The 15,202-nt window shown below is 59.5% G+C and carries 11 protein-coding genes, 6 tRNA genes and 1 other RNA gene; 5 read left to right on the forward strand and 13 right to left on the reverse strand.

All coding sequences use genetic code 11. The features are described 5' to 3' along the window. Positions 1 to 5 precede the first annotated feature (5 nt). Positions 6 to 2,168 carry a TonB-dependent siderophore receptor gene (locus tag ACJ8IN_RS13785; protein WP_060424411.1) on the reverse strand — a complete coding sequence of 721 codons (2,163 nt, stop codon included), beginning with the start codon at positions 2,166 to 2,168 and terminating at the stop codon, positions 6 to 8. A gap of 277 nt (positions 2,169 to 2,445) precedes the next feature. Here ACJ8IN_RS13785 and fes point away from each other — a divergent pair, with 277 nt between their 5' ends. Then, a complete protein-coding gene (gene fes / locus ACJ8IN_RS13790) occupies positions 2,446 to 3,729 on the forward strand; it encodes an enterochelin esterase (protein WP_060424409.1) in 1,284 nt (427 codons plus the stop codon). 37 nt (positions 3,730 to 3,766) lie between these two features. Here the strand turns inward: fes and ACJ8IN_RS13795 are convergent, their stop codons facing one another. The 9 genes from ACJ8IN_RS13795 to ACJ8IN_RS13835 all read right to left on the reverse strand — a co-directional run bounded on the left by ACJ8IN_RS13795 (position 3,767) and on the right by ACJ8IN_RS13835 (position 8,676). Further along, positions 3,767 to 4,573, reverse strand: a complete 807-nt coding sequence (locus ACJ8IN_RS13795) for an ABC transporter ATP-binding protein (RefSeq protein ID WP_033655005.1) — start codon at positions 4,571 to 4,573, stop codon at positions 3,767 to 3,769. Between the two features lie 17 nt (positions 4,574 to 4,590). Next, positions 4,591 to 5,628: an iron-enterobactin ABC transporter permease gene (fepG, locus tag ACJ8IN_RS13800; RefSeq protein ID WP_033635436.1), complete on the reverse strand. Its 1,038-nt coding sequence runs from the start codon at positions 5,626 to 5,628 to the stop codon at positions 4,591 to 4,593. After that, complete coding sequence (gene fepD, locus ACJ8IN_RS13805; protein WP_033635435.1) at positions 5,628 to 6,683, reverse strand: Fe(3+)-siderophore ABC transporter permease; 1,056 nt, start codon at positions 6,681 to 6,683, stop codon at positions 5,628 to 5,630. The genes fepG and fepD overlap by 1 nt, the downstream gene beginning before the upstream one ends. A gap of 214 nt (positions 6,684 to 6,897) precedes the next feature. Continuing rightward, positions 6,898 to 7,905 (reverse strand): Fe2+-enterobactin ABC transporter substrate-binding protein, encoded by a 1,008-nt coding sequence (fepB, locus tag ACJ8IN_RS13810; protein WP_033649828.1) that lies wholly within the window; start codon positions 7,903 to 7,905, stop codon positions 6,898 to 6,900. A gap of 195 nt (positions 7,906 to 8,100) precedes the next feature. Beyond that, positions 8,101 to 8,224, reverse strand: a non-coding RNA gene (locus tag ACJ8IN_RS13815) — RtT sRNA. Positions 8,225 to 8,299: 75 nt separating this feature from the next. Beyond that, positions 8,300 to 8,375, reverse strand: a tRNA-Lys gene (locus ACJ8IN_RS13820). A gap of 7 nt (positions 8,376 to 8,382) precedes the next feature. Then, positions 8,383 to 8,458 (reverse strand) — tRNA-Val (locus ACJ8IN_RS13825). Between the two features lie 38 nt (positions 8,459 to 8,496). Beyond that, positions 8,497 to 8,572, reverse strand: a tRNA-Val gene (locus tag ACJ8IN_RS13830). 28 nt (positions 8,573 to 8,600) lie between these two features. Next, positions 8,601 to 8,676: transfer RNA gene (locus ACJ8IN_RS13835), tRNA-Val, on the reverse strand. A 294-nt stretch (positions 8,677 to 8,970) separates the two neighbouring features. Between ACJ8IN_RS13835 and gltX the strand changes: the two genes are divergently transcribed. Next, complete coding sequence (gltX, locus tag ACJ8IN_RS13840; RefSeq protein WP_015378659.1) at positions 8,971 to 10,386, forward strand: glutamate--tRNA ligase; 1,416 nt, start codon at positions 8,971 to 8,973, stop codon at positions 10,384 to 10,386. Between the two features lie 65 nt (positions 10,387 to 10,451). Here the strand turns inward: gltX and ACJ8IN_RS13845 are convergent, their stop codons facing one another. Then, positions 10,452 to 11,237, reverse strand: coding sequence for a formate/nitrite transporter family protein (locus ACJ8IN_RS13845; RefSeq protein ID WP_308325944.1), 786 nt, complete (start codon positions 11,235 to 11,237; stop codon positions 10,452 to 10,454). A gap of 308 nt (positions 11,238 to 11,545) precedes the next feature. Between ACJ8IN_RS13845 and ACJ8IN_RS13850 the strand changes: the two genes are divergently transcribed. Together ACJ8IN_RS13850 and ACJ8IN_RS13855 are read left to right on the forward strand one after the other, a co-directional pair. Continuing rightward, a tRNA-Ala gene (locus ACJ8IN_RS13850) sits at positions 11,546 to 11,621 on the forward strand. Between the two features lie 60 nt (positions 11,622 to 11,681). Continuing rightward, positions 11,682 to 11,757, forward strand: a tRNA-Ala gene (locus ACJ8IN_RS13855). A gap of 118 nt (positions 11,758 to 11,875) precedes the next feature. Here the strand turns inward: ACJ8IN_RS13855 and ACJ8IN_RS13860 are convergent. Continuing rightward, positions 11,876 to 13,063 (reverse strand): NupC/NupG family nucleoside CNT transporter, encoded by a 1,188-nt coding sequence (locus tag ACJ8IN_RS13860; RefSeq protein ID WP_004936373.1) that lies wholly within the window; start codon positions 13,061 to 13,063, stop codon positions 11,876 to 11,878. A gap of 377 nt (positions 13,064 to 13,440) precedes the next feature. On the opposite strand from ACJ8IN_RS13860, the gene ACJ8IN_RS13865 reads away from it, so the two are divergent. Further along, entirely contained in the window at positions 13,441 to 14,676 is a 1,236-nt protein-coding gene (locus ACJ8IN_RS13865; protein ID WP_033635427.1) for an Nramp family divalent metal transporter, read from the forward strand. 41 nt (positions 14,677 to 14,717) lie between these two features. Here ACJ8IN_RS13865 and ACJ8IN_RS13870 read toward each other — a convergent pair whose 3' ends face one another. Next, positions 14,718 to 15,128: a DUF2502 domain-containing protein gene (locus ACJ8IN_RS13870; RefSeq protein WP_049195598.1), complete on the reverse strand. Its 411-nt coding sequence runs from the start codon at positions 15,126 to 15,128 to the stop codon at positions 14,718 to 14,720. Positions 15,129 to 15,202 lie beyond the last annotated feature (74 nt).

The raw sequence follows: 15,202 nt of genomic DNA on the forward strand, positions 1-15,202 counted from the left end.
AGGTTTTACCAGCTGTAGCTGACCGTGGCGGTGACGGTGCGGCCGCTGCCGTAGAAACAGGCGTCCATGCCGCCGCAGGACGAAACGTAATGCTTGTCGGTCAGGTTGTTGACGTTAACCTGCAGCGTGGCGCCTGCCAGGCTCGGAGCCACTTCTGCCAATTCGTAGCGCGCCATCCAGTCATACAGCGTAAAGGCCGGCACTTTGTAGGTGTTGGTCGCATCGCCTTGGCTGGCGCCGTTGTAGCGTACCCCAGCGCCGGTGGAGAAGCCTTTCAGCGGCCCTTGCAGGAAGCTGTAGGTTCCCCAGGCGGAGGCGGCGTGCGTCGGCACCATCACCAGCGTCTTGCCGCGCTGATCGTCGACATAGGTTTCTTTGGTAACGATGTCGGTATAGGTGTAGGCCGCCATGAGCGCGATGGCCGGGGTGAGCTGTGAATGCACTTCGGCTTCCAGCCCCTTGGAGCGCACTTTGCCGATCTGCTCCTTGTATTTGGTTACCGGGTTGGTGGAGCTGACGTTTTTCTGCGTCAGATCGAACAACGCCAGCGTCAGCAGCGTGTTGCTGTTCTTCGGCTGGAATTTCACGCCGATTTCGGTTTGTTCACCGGTGGTGGGCTTGAACGGATCGGTGCCCGGCGCGCCGGTATCGAGGTTGGGTTCAAACGATGTGCTGTAGCTGATGTACGGGGCAATGCCGTTGTCAAAGGCGTACAGCAGGCCGCTGCGGCCAGTCAGCTTGGTGTCGTTTTGCTGACTGTCGCTGGATCTCAACATGTCCTGAGTGCGCAGCTCGGTCCAGTCGTTGCGCAGCGACAACAACAAATTCCAACCGCCGTAGCTCATCTGATCCTGCAGATAAACGCCGAGTTGATCCAGCACCTTGCGGTTATCGGTGACCTTCGGCAATGCGCTTTCGTTGACCGGCATGCCGTAAACCGGCCGAGTCCAGTCGAGGAAATAGCCCGCGCTGTCGCCGCGCCAGTTTTGGGTATTGACCTTGCTCCACTTGTAGTCAAGGCCGGTCAACACGCTGTGCTCGACGTCGCCGGTGCTGAATTGCGCTTTCAGTTGGTTATCCAACCCCAGCTCATGGGATTTGACGATATCTTTTTGCGGACGGCGCTGCAGCAGCGTGCTGTTTTTGGCTTGCGACATGAACACCAGATATTTGTAACGTTCATCCACCGTGGTGTAACGCATGTTCTGCTGGAAAGAGAAAACGTCGTTAATATAGTGCTCGAAGATATAGCCGAACGAGGTTTGTTCGCGGCGAGCCTGATTGAAACCGGGATCGCTGACGTTGAAATCATACGGCAGATAGCCGGCGCTGCTTTTGATCGCCACGCCGGAGGTCGGCAGGAAGTTGCGGTAGCCGTTCTCCGGTTCCTTTTGATAGCTGGTCAACAGGGTGAACGTCGTGTCTTCATTGGCGATATAGGTCAGCGCCGGTGCGATGGCGAAGCGTTTTTCCTTGTGATCTTTGATACCGGTCTCTTTGGTGCCGGCGATGCCGTTAAGGCGATACAGCAGTTTTGCATCTTCGTCCAATGCGCCGCCGAAGTCGAAAGCGGCCTCTCCTTGATGCAGGTTGCCCGCGCTCAATTGCAGTTTGCGAATAGCCTGGGCGACGGGCCGCTTGCTGGTCATCGCCACCAGCCCACCCGGGTTGGCCTGGCCGTACAGCACAGAAGCCGGGCCGCGCACCACCTCAACGCGTTCAAGCAGCCAGGGGTCGATCTGGCCGCTTTGATAGCTCAGGCCGTCCAGATATTTTGGGGCGTAACGAAAGCCGCGTACGATCACTTCGTCGCTGCGGTTAGAGGTGCCGCGGTATTCCGCCACGACGCCGCTGGAGTATCGCAGCGCCTGAGCGACGGAAGCCGCATCCTGCTGATCCATTTGATCGCGCGTGACGACGGTGATGGCCTGCGGCGTTTTTACCAACGGCGCGGCGCTTTTGGTTCCCGCCGCGCTTTCTTTGGCGACGATGCCCTGCAGCGGCGCGGTGACGTTTTCCTGTGCGCCGGCGACGACGGTGATATCACGCTCAACGTTGTCGGTTCCGGCCTGTACGCCCGGCGCCAGCAGCATGGCTGAGGTCAGCAAGAGCTTGGCGACTGGGTGACGCAGAGGTTGATTGGCGGTATTTTGGGGGTGTTCTGACATTTTTCATCCCTTAAAAAACAATTTTATATCAAGCTATTGCTGTCTTTTTTCATTTGGCGCCGCCGAGAAGGGCTGCGCAGTTCCTTGCCATAAATGAACGGTGGACGAATCGCTTACCGTTTTGCAGAGCCACGCTTCGAAGTGGCCTTGTTGACCTCAGGCGCGTTGATTTATAATTGGTTACATTTTATTGAAAATACAAATGATTCTCAATACCATTTGCATTATTCAAGAAAACAAAAAACGCCGGGTGCGGTGAACAGGGGAAAAAGGAAAAATGCATTCGCTTCATGCCGATGGCCTGGTGCTCAACCTGCTGCAAAGGCCCGATCTCGGCGGAGAAGATTGGTGGCGTCAGGTCGCGGAGTTGGGAACGCCGCTCGTCGAATCGCTGCCCGCAGCGCAGGTGCGCGTTACCTTTTTCTGGCGCGACCCGTGGGGCGATGAACGGCGCTCGCCGATTAAAAAGGTGTATGTCGATATCAACTGCGTGACCGACCATCACAGCCCTTCGCCACAGAGTCTGGAACGCCGGCCGGGTAGCGATATTTGGTGGTGGCAGTTCACTGTTCGCGAAGATTGGCGAGGCAGTTACAGTTTTATACCCATTGAGACGGCGCAACTGCCGCCCGCTTTTACCGGCGATGCGGCTCAGCGTCGGCAGCAGCAGCGTCAGTGGTGGTGTTCGTTGTTTCCGTTGATGCGCCATGATCCGCTCAATCCGGTGGCGCCGCACTGCAGCAGCCGCGGCTTCCCGTTGTCTGCGATACATTTGCCGGCGGCGCCGGATCAATCAGCGTGGCGGGCGTTGGACGCCGGGCAAGCATTGCCCGCCGCGTCTGGGCGTTTGCAGCACTTCTTTTGGCACAGCGAACGATTGGCTAACCGACGCAACATCTGGCTGTACGCCACCGGCGCAGGGGAAGACCGCCCGTTAGTCGTACTGCTGGACGGGCAATTTTGGCTGCATGGCATACCGATTTTTTCCGCACTGGACGCCGAGACGCTTAACGGAAGGCTGCCGTCGGCGCTTTATCTGTTTATCGACGTGATAGACATGACGCGGCGTGCGGAAGAATTGGCCTGCAATGCGGCTTTCTGGCGGGCGGTGCAAGAGGAGCTGCTGCCGCAGGTGGCGGCGCGTGCGCCTTACAGCGACGATCCGCAGCGCACGGTGGTGGCGGGGCAGAGTTACGGCGGGTTGGCGGCGTTGTATGCCGGGTTGCATTGGCCGCAGCGTTTCGGCTGCGTATTGACCCAGTCGGGTTCTTTCTGGTGGCCGCACATTGAAGCGATGATTAACCCGGCTGAGGAGTATGACGCCGACGTCGGCTGGTTGACTGAACAAGTGCGGCAGGGCTTGTGCGCCGCGACGCCGCTGCGCGTCTTTCAGGAAGCCGGTGAAGGGGAGAGGGATATTCATCAGGTCAATCGCCAAATGCATCGGGCGCTGGTGGAGGCGGGGCATCGGGTCGATTATCGCGTATTCGCCGGCGGGCATGATGCCGTCTGCTGGCGCGGCGGTTTGCTCGACGGATTGCGGGCGCTGTTGGCTCCCTAGTCATGGATAAACGAAGGCCGGGCTAACCCGGCCTTTTTCATGCCTGCGGCGTGTCGCAGTGGTAGCGGCCGCGCGGGATCACCAGCGGCGTGTGGGACAGCGGATCGTCGATGATCATGCACGGCATGCCGAATACCCGTTCCACCAGCTCGGCGGTGATGATCTCCGCCGGTTTCCCCTCCGCCACGATCTTGCCGTCGCGCATAGCGATGATGTGATCGGCATAGCGGCAGGCGTGGTTGAGATCGTGCAGCACCGCGATGAGGGTTTGGCCGTGCTCGCGGTTGAGCTGGCGGAACAGATCCAGCAGCTCGATCTGATGCGCGATGTCCAGATAGGTGGTCGGTTCATCCAGCAGCAGCAGCGGCGTTTGCTGCGCCAACGCCATCGCCACCCAGACGCGCTGGCGCTGCCCGCCGGACAGCTCGTCGACGCTGCGGTCCGCCAGCTGGCCGACGTTGGTGGCCGCCATGGCGGCTTCCACCGCCTGTTTGTCGGCTTGCGTCCACTGTTTCAGCAGGCTCTGGTGCGGGTAGCGGCCGCGCGACACCAGATCCGCCACGGTAATGCTGTCCGGTGCGATCGAGGTTTGCGGCAGCAGCCCAAGCTCGCGCGCCAGCGCCTTGGTGGCGAAGTTGCTGATGTTCTTGCCGTCCAGCATCACCTCGCCGGCGCTGGGTTTCAGCAGGCGGCACAGGGCGCGCAGCAGCGTCGATTTGCCGCAGGCGTTCGGCCCGACGATCACCGTGAAGGCGCCGTCGGGGATCGCCACGCTCAGATCGTCAGCGATGATTTTATTGTCGTAGCCCAGCTTCAGATGCGAGGCGTGCAGGCGGTGGCTCATGGCATTGTCATTCTTCATTATCTGCGGGCCTCACGGATGAGCAGCCAAATCAGGTACAGGCCGCCGATGCAGACGGTCACGACCCCGACCGGCAGTTGGATCGGTGCGAAAAGATGTTGGGACACTACGTCGGCGCCGAGCAGCAGCGCCGCACCCATCAGCGCCGAGGACGTCAGGGTGACCGAGGATTGGCCGGCCAGGCGGCGGGCGATCTGCGGCGCCGCCAGCGCGATAAAGGAAATCGGCCCGGCGGTGGCGGTGACGGCGGCGGTGAGGGTGACGCCGAACAGCATCAGCCACAGCCGGCTGCCTTCGGCGTTCACGCCCAGCGCGCGCGCCGTATCGTCGCCCATTTCCAGCAGTTGCAGCCGTTTGCCCATCAGCAGCGCGGCCGCGGCCGCCAGCACGATGAACGCCGTGGCGGGTTGGGCTTTCTGCCAGGTCATGCCGTTGAGCGAACCGGCCTGCCACATGGCGGCGTCCATGGCGCGCTCCAGCGAGGCGGTGATGATCAGCCAGGTATTGGTGGAGACCAATACCGCGCTGATGGCGATGCCGACGATGATCAGCCGGAAGCCGGCGATGCCTTGCCGCCAGGCCAGCAGGTAGATGGCCAGCGCGGCGAGAATGCCGCCGGCCAGCGCGCCGCCGGCGATGTAGTAATAGCCGCCGTTGAACAGGGTGATGGCGATCAGCGCGCCGGTGTAAGCCCCCATGTTAAAGCCAATCACGTCCGGGCTGCCGAGCGGGTTGCGGATAATCGACTGGAAGATGGCGCCGCTCATGCCGAGCGCGGCGCCTAACAGCAGCGCCATGGCGATACGTGGCAAGCGCCATTGGGTAACCACGGTGACCAGATTTTTCGGCGCCTCGCCGCTGAGCGCGGCAAAGACCTGCTCCAGCGAGAGCTGCAGCGTGCCGTAGCACAGCGCGGCAACGGCCATCGCCAGGCACAACGCCAGCAGCGAAAGGTTGACCAGCAGCAGGCGCAGCGGCATGCGCCAGTTGATGACGCCGTCCGGGCGGCCGATATGCAACGTGTGGGGCAGACTCATCACAGCCCCCCCAGCGTTTTCTTGCGGCGCACCAGCCAGATCAGCACCGGCGCGCCGATGAAGGCCGCCACGATGGAAACCCGCAGCTCACCGGCCGCCAGCAGACGGCCGACCACGTCGGCGCACAGCAGTAAAATCGGCGCCAGCAGCATGGAGTAGGGCAGGATCCAGCGCTGGTCGGGGCCGACCCACCAGCGGGCGATGTGCGGCACCATCAGGCCGATGAAGCTGATTGGGCCGACGGTGGCGGTTGCCGCGCCGCACAGCAGCGTGATGGCGATCACCGCGATGACCTGAGTCAGCACCACGCGCGCGCCGAGCGCGATAGCCAGATCTTCCCCCATGCCGATGGTATTCAGCGGCCGGGCGATGAGCAGCGTCAGCAGGCAGCCGAGCAAAATGGCGGGGGCGGTGACCGGCAGCGTGGACAGCGTGCGGATATCCAGCGTGCCGGCCTGCCAGAAGCGCAGTTGGTCGAAGGTTTGCGGATCGATCAGCGACAGCCCGGTGGTGATGCCGAGCAGCACCGCGCCGATCGCCACGCCGGCCAGCGTCAGCCGCACCGGGTTAATGCGCCCGCCCGCCAGCGTGCCGATCAGGTAGACCAGCAGAGTGGTGAGGGCGGCGCCGACAAAGGCGTAGGCCATATAGCTTTCGGTGGTGGCGGCGCCGAAAAACATGATGCCGATGACCACGGCGAAGCTGGCGCCGGCGTTGATGCCGAGCACGCCGGGATCGGCCAGCGGATTGCGCGTCAAGGCCTGAATCAGCGCGCCGGCGGCGCCGAGCGCCATGCCGGCCAAGATGCCCGCCAGCGTACGGGGCACCCGGGCGTTGAGAATGATGGTGCTGTCGGAACCGCTCGCGGCGCCCTGCAGGCTGAGCCAGACGGTGTGGAAGGGGATGGCTTTGGAACCCAGCATCAGGCTGGCAATGATGCACAGCAGCAACAGCGCCAAGCCGATACCGAACCCGGCGATGCGTTTGAAGCCACTGGCGTAAGCTGCGTGCGGTGCGGACGAAAGCGTCCGCTCAGTCGGAGTGGGTACGTTCACACCGGTAACTCCTGTATGATTTTTATTCTCATTGTTATTTGCGTTCATGCGGGCGCTAATAGTAGCACGAGTTTACGCCCGCATGCACCCGCCGGTTGGTGGCGCAGGTGCGTTGACGATGTTAATAACTATTGATATTTCAATTGATTGAATGTGAACGGTTGCCCTGTTTATGGCAAACGTCGGCAGGATGCTGACCCGCCGACGGCGTGGTTCAGGGCTTTTTGAACAGCCGTTCGATTTGGTTCAGCATGTTGGTGGCGCTGTAGTAATCGAGGCGGAAGGTGTCGTTGCCGACGGCATAGACGTGCCGCTGTTCCACCGGCTCCAGATGTTTGAGGAACGGGTTGGTCAGCACCTCTTGCACTTTGCGCTCGTTGGTGGCGAACAGGATCAGCGTTTTGCCGTTCAGGCCCTCGGCCATTTTTTCGCCGGAGATCTGGATGATGTCATGGCGTTTACCCATGCTGGTGTTGCCTTTGGCGCTTTCCGGCGGGGTGGCCAGCTGGAAGCCGAGCTGCGTCAGCAGCTTGCCCTGGGCGGAACCCGGCGTCCACAGCATGGCCTCGCGGCCGTTGTCGGCATACACCAGCGGAGTGGTCGGCTGCGGCGGCAGCGCGATCGCCTGCTTCACTTGCTCCACGCGCTGTTCGAAACGATCCTCCGCCTGTTTGGCGCCGGCTTCATGGCCGGTGATCTCGCCGAGCTCGCTGGCCAGCTGCTGCCAGCTCTTGTCGCCATAGTCGAGCACCAGCGTCGGCGCAATGGCGGACAGCTGGTCATACAGCTTCAACGCCGAATCACCGCCGGTGGCGGCGACGACGATCAAATCCGGTGCGGCGGCGGCGACGGCTTCGGCATTGGGCTCCACCTGGTACAGCCGTTCGACGTGGCGCTGTTTGGCCACTTCGCTCCACTGGGTAAAGAAGCCTTGCTTATCGGCCACCAGGGGATTTGGGCTGGTGGCGGCGCTGGCGACGACCGGGGCGTCGATAGCCAGCAGCGTGCCGGTGATGGTGACGCTGGTGGACACGATGCGCTGCGGCGGTTTTTCCAGCGTGAATTTCCCTTTGACGCTGTCGATGGTGCGCGGCCAACTGCTGTCGGCAGCGGGGGCGGACGGTTTCTGCCCGTCGCTCTGGTCGTCCGGGCCGCAGCCGCTGAGCAGCAGGCTGGAAGTGGCGATAAATGCAATGAACAGCTGGCGTAAGGATAGGGTCATGAGCGGGCTCTTTCTTTCCTTGAACTAAGGCTTATCAATCCGGCGGCGGATTGGCTGCGTGGTGGATGCCCGCTAATTTACCATCCAAGCCGGCAAAATGATAACCATTCGTATCTCAGCGCGTGGTGAATGAAGAATAAAGGAATATCGATCGGCAGAAACGAAAAAAGCGCCAAAAGGCGCTTTTCTCTGAATTGGTGGGTCGTGCAGGATTGATTCGGCCTTTGGCCTCACCCTGCGGGCAACGCTGCGCGTTGTCGTATCGCTGCGCGATGCTCGAACCTCTACGGTTCTTCATCCTTCACGACTCGGTAAGCCATGCCTGCAAGAAGATGAAGTCAGAGTTGGGTGGCGCAGAAACGAAAAAAGCGCCAAAAGGCGCTTTTCTCTGAATTGGTGGGTCGTGCAGGATTCGAACCTGCGACCAATTGATTAAAAGTCAACTGCTCTACCAACTGAGCTAACGACCCGCAGAAGTGGTGGGTGATGACGGGCTCGAACCGCCGACCCCCTCCGTGTAAAGGAGATGCTCTACCAACTGAGCTAATCACCCACTTCAGGACTTCCAGGCACTGCTAAACGAGAGAATGATGGTGGGTGATGACGGGCTCGAACCGCCGACCCCCTCCGTGTAAAGGAGATGCTCTACCAACTGAGCTAATCACCCTCATTCGTTCTCATTTTTCTCAACAAGATGGTGGGCGATGACGGGCTCGAACCGCCGACCCCCTCCGTGTAAAGGAGATGCTCTACCAACTGAGCTAATCGCCCCGTCTTGTTGGAGTCGCATTATAGGGATAGTTCAAAGTGAGTCAACGGTTTTTAAAATGATTTCAATCGTTCGCCGCAAATTTAGGCAGGGCGCGATAATTATCGCCAACGGCGCCGATTCTTTGCGCAACGCTATGCGAAACTCACCGCAAAACGCGCGAAATCGACCGGCGCAATATCGTGTCGGCGTTGAGGAATTAGCGCGTGGTGATACAATGTCGTCCACTCTTTTTTCAATTCCGAGCAATCGTCGGCAACCGCCGACACGCGTTGCGTAATAAGGCAGTGAACCCAATGAAAATCAAAACCCGTTTTGCACCGAGCCCGACCGGCTATCTTCACGTCGGCGGCGCGCGTACCGCACTTTATTCCTGGTTGTTCAGCCGCCATGCGGGCGGTGAGTTCGTTCTGCGTATCGAAGATACCGATCTGGAACGCTCCACCCAGGACGCGATCGACGCAATTATGGATGGCATGAACTGGTTGAACCTGGATTGGGATGAAGGCCCGTATTTCCAGACCAAGCGTTTCGATCGTTACAACGCGGTCATCGACGAGATGCTGGAGCAGGGCACTGCCTATAAATGCTATTGCTCCAAGGAACGTCTGGAAGCGCTGCGCGAGAAGCAGATGGAAAACGGCGAGAAGCCGCGTTACGACGGCCACTGCCGCGACAGCCAGTGCAGCCACACCGACGACGAGCCGCACGTGGTGCGCTTTCGCAACCCGCAGGAAGGCTCGGTGATCTTCGATGACAAAATTCGCGGCCCGATCGAATTCAGCAACCAGGAGCTGGACGATCTGATCATCCGCCGTACCGACGGTTCGCCAACCTATAACTTCTGCGTCGTCGTCGATGACTGGGACATGGAAATCACCCACGTGATCCGCGGCGAAGACCATATCAACAACACCCCGCGCCAGATCAACATTCTCAAAGCGCTGGGCGCGCCGGTGCCGGAATACGCGCACGTGTCGATGATCCTCGGCGACGACGGTAAAAAACTGTCCAAGCGTCACGGCGCCGTGGGCGTTATGCAGTACCGCGACGACGGCTATCTGCCCCAGGCGCTGCTGAACTACCTGGTGCGTCTGGGCTGGTCCCACGGCGATCAGGAGATCTTCTCCATCGATGAGATGAAAGAGTTCTTCACGCTGGAAGCGATCAACAAATCCGCCAGCGCGTTCAACACCGAGAAGCTGCAGTGGCTGAACCACCACTACATCAACCATATGCCGGCGGAAGAAGTGGCGGTGCATTTGGCGTGGCACGTTGAGCAACTGGGCCTTGAAACCCGCAACGGCCCGGAACTGAAAGACATCGTCAAGCTGCTGGGCGAGCGTTGCAAAACGCTGAAAGAAATGGCGGAGTCCTGCCGCTACTTCTATGAAGACTTCAGCGAGTTCGATGCCGACGCCGCCAAGAAGCACCTGCGCCCGGTTGCGCGTCAGCCGCTGGAAGCGGTGCGCGCCAAGCTGGCCGCCATCACCGTCTGGACGCCGGAAAACGTGCACGACGCCATTCAGGGCACGGCGGATGAGCTGGGTGTCGGCATGGGTAAAGTCGGCATGCCGCTGCGCGTTGCGGTGACCGGCGCCGGTCAGTCGCCGGGCATGGACGTGACCGTGCATGCTATCGGCCAGAAGCGTTCGCTGCAGCGCATCGACATGGCGCTGGCTTACATCGCCGAGCGCGAAGCGCAAGCCTGATTCGCTGATACGCCTTAAAAAAAAGCCCCGTGGAGCGATCCCGGGGCTTTTTTCATGGCGGTGCGTCAGGCTTGCTCGCTAGCCGGCAGCCCCGGGCGGTAGGCGAGGAAATACATCAGCCCGACAAAGCCGGCGCCTCCCAGCGCGTTGCCGAGAAATACCGCGACGAAATTGGGCAGATACTGCTCCCAGCCCATGCCGCCGGCAAAGATGGCCGCCGGGATGATGAACATATTCGCCACCACGTGCTGGAAGCCGATGGCGACAAAAGCCATGACCGGGAACCACATGCCGATCACTTTGCCCGGCACATCCTTGCTGGCGAAGGCTAACCATACCGCCAGGCACACCAGCCAGTTGCAGCCGACGCCGGAAATAAAGGCGTGCAGGAAGTCCGCATCCACTTTAGCCTGCGCGATCGCCAGCGTCTTATGCAAGAACGCGCCTTCGGTCAGGCCCAGCAAATGGCCGAAGAAGTAGGCGACGGCCAGGCTGCCGGCCAGGTTGGCCAGGGTGACCCAAAACCAATTGCGCAGCACGGCGATGGCGGGGATTTCGCGGGCAAACCAGGCCATCGGCAAGGTCATCATGTTGCCGGTCAGCAGTTCGCCACCGACCAGAATGGTCAGGATCAACCCGATAGGAAAGACCGCGGCACCCAACAGGGCGCCAAAAGAGCCCCATTCGGCCGGCAGGGTGCCGATGACGTGAATATCCAGCAGAAAGCCGGTGGCGATAAAAGCGCCGGCGAGAAAGCCCAGAATCAACAGATTAGCGAGAGGGGCGCGGCTTTTATTTACCCCGGCCTGAACGGCGAGGGCGGCGATTTCTTTTGGTGAATGCAAAGACATGACGGACTCGGTTTATAGTAATGAAGTTTATGGCGCGGGCAGTCTATGCCGCTCGGGAGTCCGACTCAAGCGCATTTCACTAACATTCCGTTAATTAAAAATCAACGTGATATGCAGGGTCTTTTACCATTTTGAGATGTAGCGCGCAAAATGGATGAACTCTGCACTAAGTGATGATTTTTTAGCGCCAAACATGCTGATTTGGCGGCTTTTTCAACGCTTGATTCAGTAATTCAATTTAGCCGTTGACAGCTTTGAGCGGGTTTCATATTATGCGCCCCGTTCACAGCACAAAGTGATTGTGGAACGGGGCTATAGCTCAGCTGGGAGAGCGCTTGCATGGCATGCAAGAGGTCGACGGTTCGATCCCGTCTAGCTCCACCAACCTTCTTCTCAGAGAGGTTGGGGAATACCGTAACGCCGGTCAAAGCGTACCACTTTTGTGGGGCTATAGCTCAGCTGGGAGAGCGCTTGCATGGCATGCAAGAGGTCGACGGTTCGATCCCGTCTAGCTCCACCACCATTTAAAAAGCCGACCTCAGGGTCGGCTTTTTGCTTTGCGTCATTTCACTTTCGCCGAATGCAGGCCAACAAAAAAGGCGCCCGCAGGCGCCTTGTTATCGCAGTCGGTTCGAGGCTTAGCCCAGCACCAGACCCGCGATGGAAGCGGACAGGATACTGACCAGCGTAGAGCCGTACACCAGCTTCAGGCCAAAGCGCGACACCACGTTGCCCTGGTGTTCGTTCAGGCCCTTGATCGCACCGGCCACGATACCGATGGAAGAGAAGTTGGCGAAGGACACCAGGAACACCGACAGGATCCCCAGGCTGCGCGGCGACAGTTCGGCAGACACTTTCTGCAGCTCCATCATTGCCACGAACTCGTTGGAAACCAGCTTGGTGGCCATGATGCTGCCAACCTGCAGGGCTTCGTGCTTAGGAATGCCCATGATCCAGGCGAATGGATAGAAGAAGTAGCCGAGGATTTCCTGGAAGCTCAGGCCGAAGATAGCGCTGAACACACCGTTGAGCGCGGCGATCAGGGCGATGAAGCCGATCAGCATCGCGGCAACGATAATCGCTACTTTGAAGCCGGCCAGGATATATTCACCCAGCATTTCGAAGAAGCTCTGGCCTTCGTGCAGGTTGCCGAGGTGCAGCTCTTCTTCTTTATTGGTGTCGTACGGGTTGACCAGCGACAGCACGATAAAGGTGCTGAACATGTTCAATACCAGCGCCGCCACCACGAACTTGGCGTCCAGCATGGTCATGTAGGCGCCGACGATGGACATGGAAACCGTAGACATCGCGGTCGCCGCCATGGTGTACATGCGCTTTTCCGACATCTTGCCCAGGATATCCTTGTAGGCGATGAAGTTTTCGGATTGGCCGAGGATCAGCGAACTGACGGCGTTGAATGACTCCAGCTTGCCCATGCCGTTCACTTTCGACAGCACGGTACCGATAATGCGGATGATGAACGGCAGCACCTTGATGTACTGCAGAATACCGATCAGCGCCGAAATGAAGACGATCGGGCACAGCACCTTCAGGAAGAAGAACGCCAGGCCTTTGTCGCCCATGCCGCCGAACACGAAATCAGTCCCTTGTCCCGCAAACCCGAGCAGTTTGTCAAACAGCGCGGCGAATCCTTTTACGAAGCCCAAACCCGCTTCCGAATGCAGGAAAAAGTAGGCCAGCAGTACTTCGATAACCAGTAATTGAATAACATAGCGAATGCGGATGCTTTTGCGATCGCGGCACACCAACAGGGCCAGGATCGCCACCACCACTATCGCCAACGCAAAGTGCGCAATATGGGACATGTTTGCTCCAAATTTGAGGCAGGCTGAATTTCGGCTGTCATTTTATGTAACGCTACGTTTAAAAACGAGACTTCTATTGCAAATATGGAAAATCATAGCGGGAGTTCTCCTAAAGTGTTGCGCAAAAGCATAAAAAATCAAGACGTTAAATCGGCAATAGGAAATTCGTATTCTTGTGCTAACCTGTCTTTCAGGGGTATTGCAGCCAAAATCCCATCAGAAAAGCACGGAAATCGGCAAGCTCCGCGCTGAACCCTTCGATAAAACCGTTAATGTTGGCTATTACAGAGATAAGTTTTACCGCTCTAAATGCGCTTGATAATTATTATCATTTATATAGAGTGGAGATAAACGTAATTTCAGTAAGGGTTCAACATATGCTGAACAGTCGCGTGGTTGAAACCACCTCCGGTCGCTCCGCCAGAAAAATCAAACTCTCGCTGATGGGGCCTGCCTTCATCGCTGCTATCGGCTATATCGATCCCGGTAACTTCGCCACCAACATCCAGGCCGGCGCCTCGTTCGGCTACAGCCTGCTGTGGGTGGTGGTTTGGGCCAACGTGATGGCGATGCTGATCCAGCTGTTGTCCGCCAAGCTGGGCATCGCCACCGGGAAAAATCTGGCCGAGCACATTCGCGATCGCTTTCCGCGGCCGGCGGTGTGGGCCTATTGGGTGCAGGCGGAGATCATCGCCATGGCGACCGATCTGGCCGAGTTTATCGGCGCGGCGATCGGCTTCAAGCTGCTGCTCGGCGTTTCCCTGCTGCAGGGCGCCGTGCTGACCGGCATCGCCACATTTTTAATTCTGATGCTGCAAAAGCGCGGGCAAAAGCCGCTGGAACTGGTGATTGGCGGCCTGCTGCTGTTCGTCGCCGCCGCTTACATCGTCGAGCTGGCATTCTCCCAGCCGCAGCTCGCGCCGCTGCTGAAGGGCATGGCGCTGCCCGATCTGCCCAACGGCGATGCGGTATTTCTGGCCGCCGGGGTATTGGGCGCCACCATCATGCCGCACGTGATCTACCTGCATTCCTCGCTCACCCAAATCGGCGGCGAGCACGACAAGGCGGAACGCTATGCCGCCACCAAAGTCGACGTCGCCGTGGCCATGACCATTGCCGGTTTTGTTAACCTGGCGATGATGGCCACCGCCGCCGCCGCGTTTCATTTCAGCGGCCACAGCGGCATCGCCGATCTCGACGTGGCCTACCTGACGCTGCAACCGCTGCTCGGGCAAGCCGCCGCCACCGTGTTTGGCCTGAGCCTGGTGGCCGCCGGCCTCTCCTCTACCGTGGTGGGCACGCTGGCGGGGCAGGTGGTGATGCAGGGGTTCGTGCATTTCCATATTCCGCTGTGGCTGCGGCGTGCGGTGACCATGCTGCCGTCGTTTATCGTCATCATGCTGGGGATGGACGCCACGCGCATTCTGGTGCTGAGCCAGGTGCTGCTCAGCTTCGGCATCGCGCTGGCGCTGGTGCCGCTGCTGGCTTTCACCGGCAATCGGGCGCTGATGGGGGAGATGGTCAACGGCCCTGTGGTGCAAAACCTGGGCAAGCTGATCGTGCTGGTGGTGGTGGGATTGAACGGCTACCTGCTGATCGGCAGCGTGCTGTAGGCGAAAATAGCGCGGGCCGGCATTGCGCCGGCCCGTCGTCGTTAATCGCGGTCGTCATCGCCGTGGCGGCGCCAGCGATCGCGGTCATGATCGTGGTGGTGCTTTTTCTCTTTCTTCCAGTGGTGCTTATCGTAATGCCTGTCGTATTTACGATAGCGTCCTTCATGATAGTAATAGTGTTTGCGCCAGTAGTCGCGGTCGCGCCAGCGATAGCCGTCCCAGTAGTAACCGCGGCGGCTGCGGTCGCCGAGATAGCGCCCCTGATGGCCTTGCCACCAGTCGCGATCGCGCCAGTCGTAACCGTCCCAGTAACGGCCGCGATTGTCCCGATCGCCGATGCGCAGTGAAACGCCCGGCATCAGATCGATGCTGATCCCTTCGGCGTGCGCCTGCTGTGCGGCGGGCAGTACCGTCGCCGCCAAGATGGCGGCCAAGAGCAGAGGTTTAAACATGACTTCTCCTTTCCGCTTGCGCGGCCTGGCCGTTTGTCACTTTATGAAGCGCGTTCATCAGTTTAAAAAAGCGG

Origin of the sequence: Serratia sp. CY31944, assembly GCF_052169175.1 — a bacterium.
In the GTDB taxonomy this organism is placed as follows: Bacteria; Pseudomonadota; Gammaproteobacteria; order Enterobacterales; family Enterobacteriaceae; genus Serratia; species Serratia sarumanii.

What these genes read in the sequence shown, in the direction of transcription:
- ACJ8IN_RS13785 (WP_060424411.1), bottom strand. Translation starts at nt 2,168, where the DNA reads ATGTCAGAACACCCCCAAAATACCGCCAATCAACCTCTGCGTCACCCA.
- fes (WP_060424409.1), top strand. Translation starts at nt 2,446, where the DNA reads ATGCATTCGCTTCATGCCGATGGCCTGGTGCTCAACCTGCTGCAAAGG.
- ACJ8IN_RS13795 (WP_033655005.1), bottom strand. Translation starts at nt 4,573, where the DNA reads ATGAGCCACCGCCTGCACGCCTCGCATCTGAAGCTGGGCTACGACAAT.
- fepG (WP_033635436.1), bottom strand. Translation starts at nt 5,628, where the DNA reads ATGAGTCTGCCCCACACGTTGCATATCGGCCGCCCGGACGGCGTCATC.
- fepB (WP_033649828.1), bottom strand. Translation starts at nt 7,905, where the DNA reads ATGACCCTATCCTTACGCCAGCTGTTCATTGCATTTATCGCCACTTCC.
- gltX (WP_015378659.1), top strand. Translation starts at nt 8,971, where the DNA reads ATGAAAATCAAAACCCGTTTTGCACCGAGCCCGACCGGCTATCTTCAC.
- ACJ8IN_RS13845 (WP_308325944.1), bottom strand. Translation starts at nt 11,237, where the DNA reads ATGTCTTTGCATTCACCAAAAGAAATCGCCGCCCTCGCCGTTCAGGCC.
- ACJ8IN_RS13860 (WP_004936373.1), bottom strand. Translation starts at nt 13,063, where the DNA reads ATGTCCCATATTGCGCACTTTGCGTTGGCGATAGTGGTGGTGGCGATC.
- ACJ8IN_RS13865 (WP_033635427.1), top strand. Translation starts at nt 13,441, where the DNA reads ATGCTGAACAGTCGCGTGGTTGAAACCACCTCCGGTCGCTCCGCCAGA.
- ACJ8IN_RS13870 (WP_049195598.1), bottom strand. Translation starts at nt 15,128, where the DNA reads ATGTTTAAACCTCTGCTCTTGGCCGCCATCTTGGCGGCGACGGTACTG.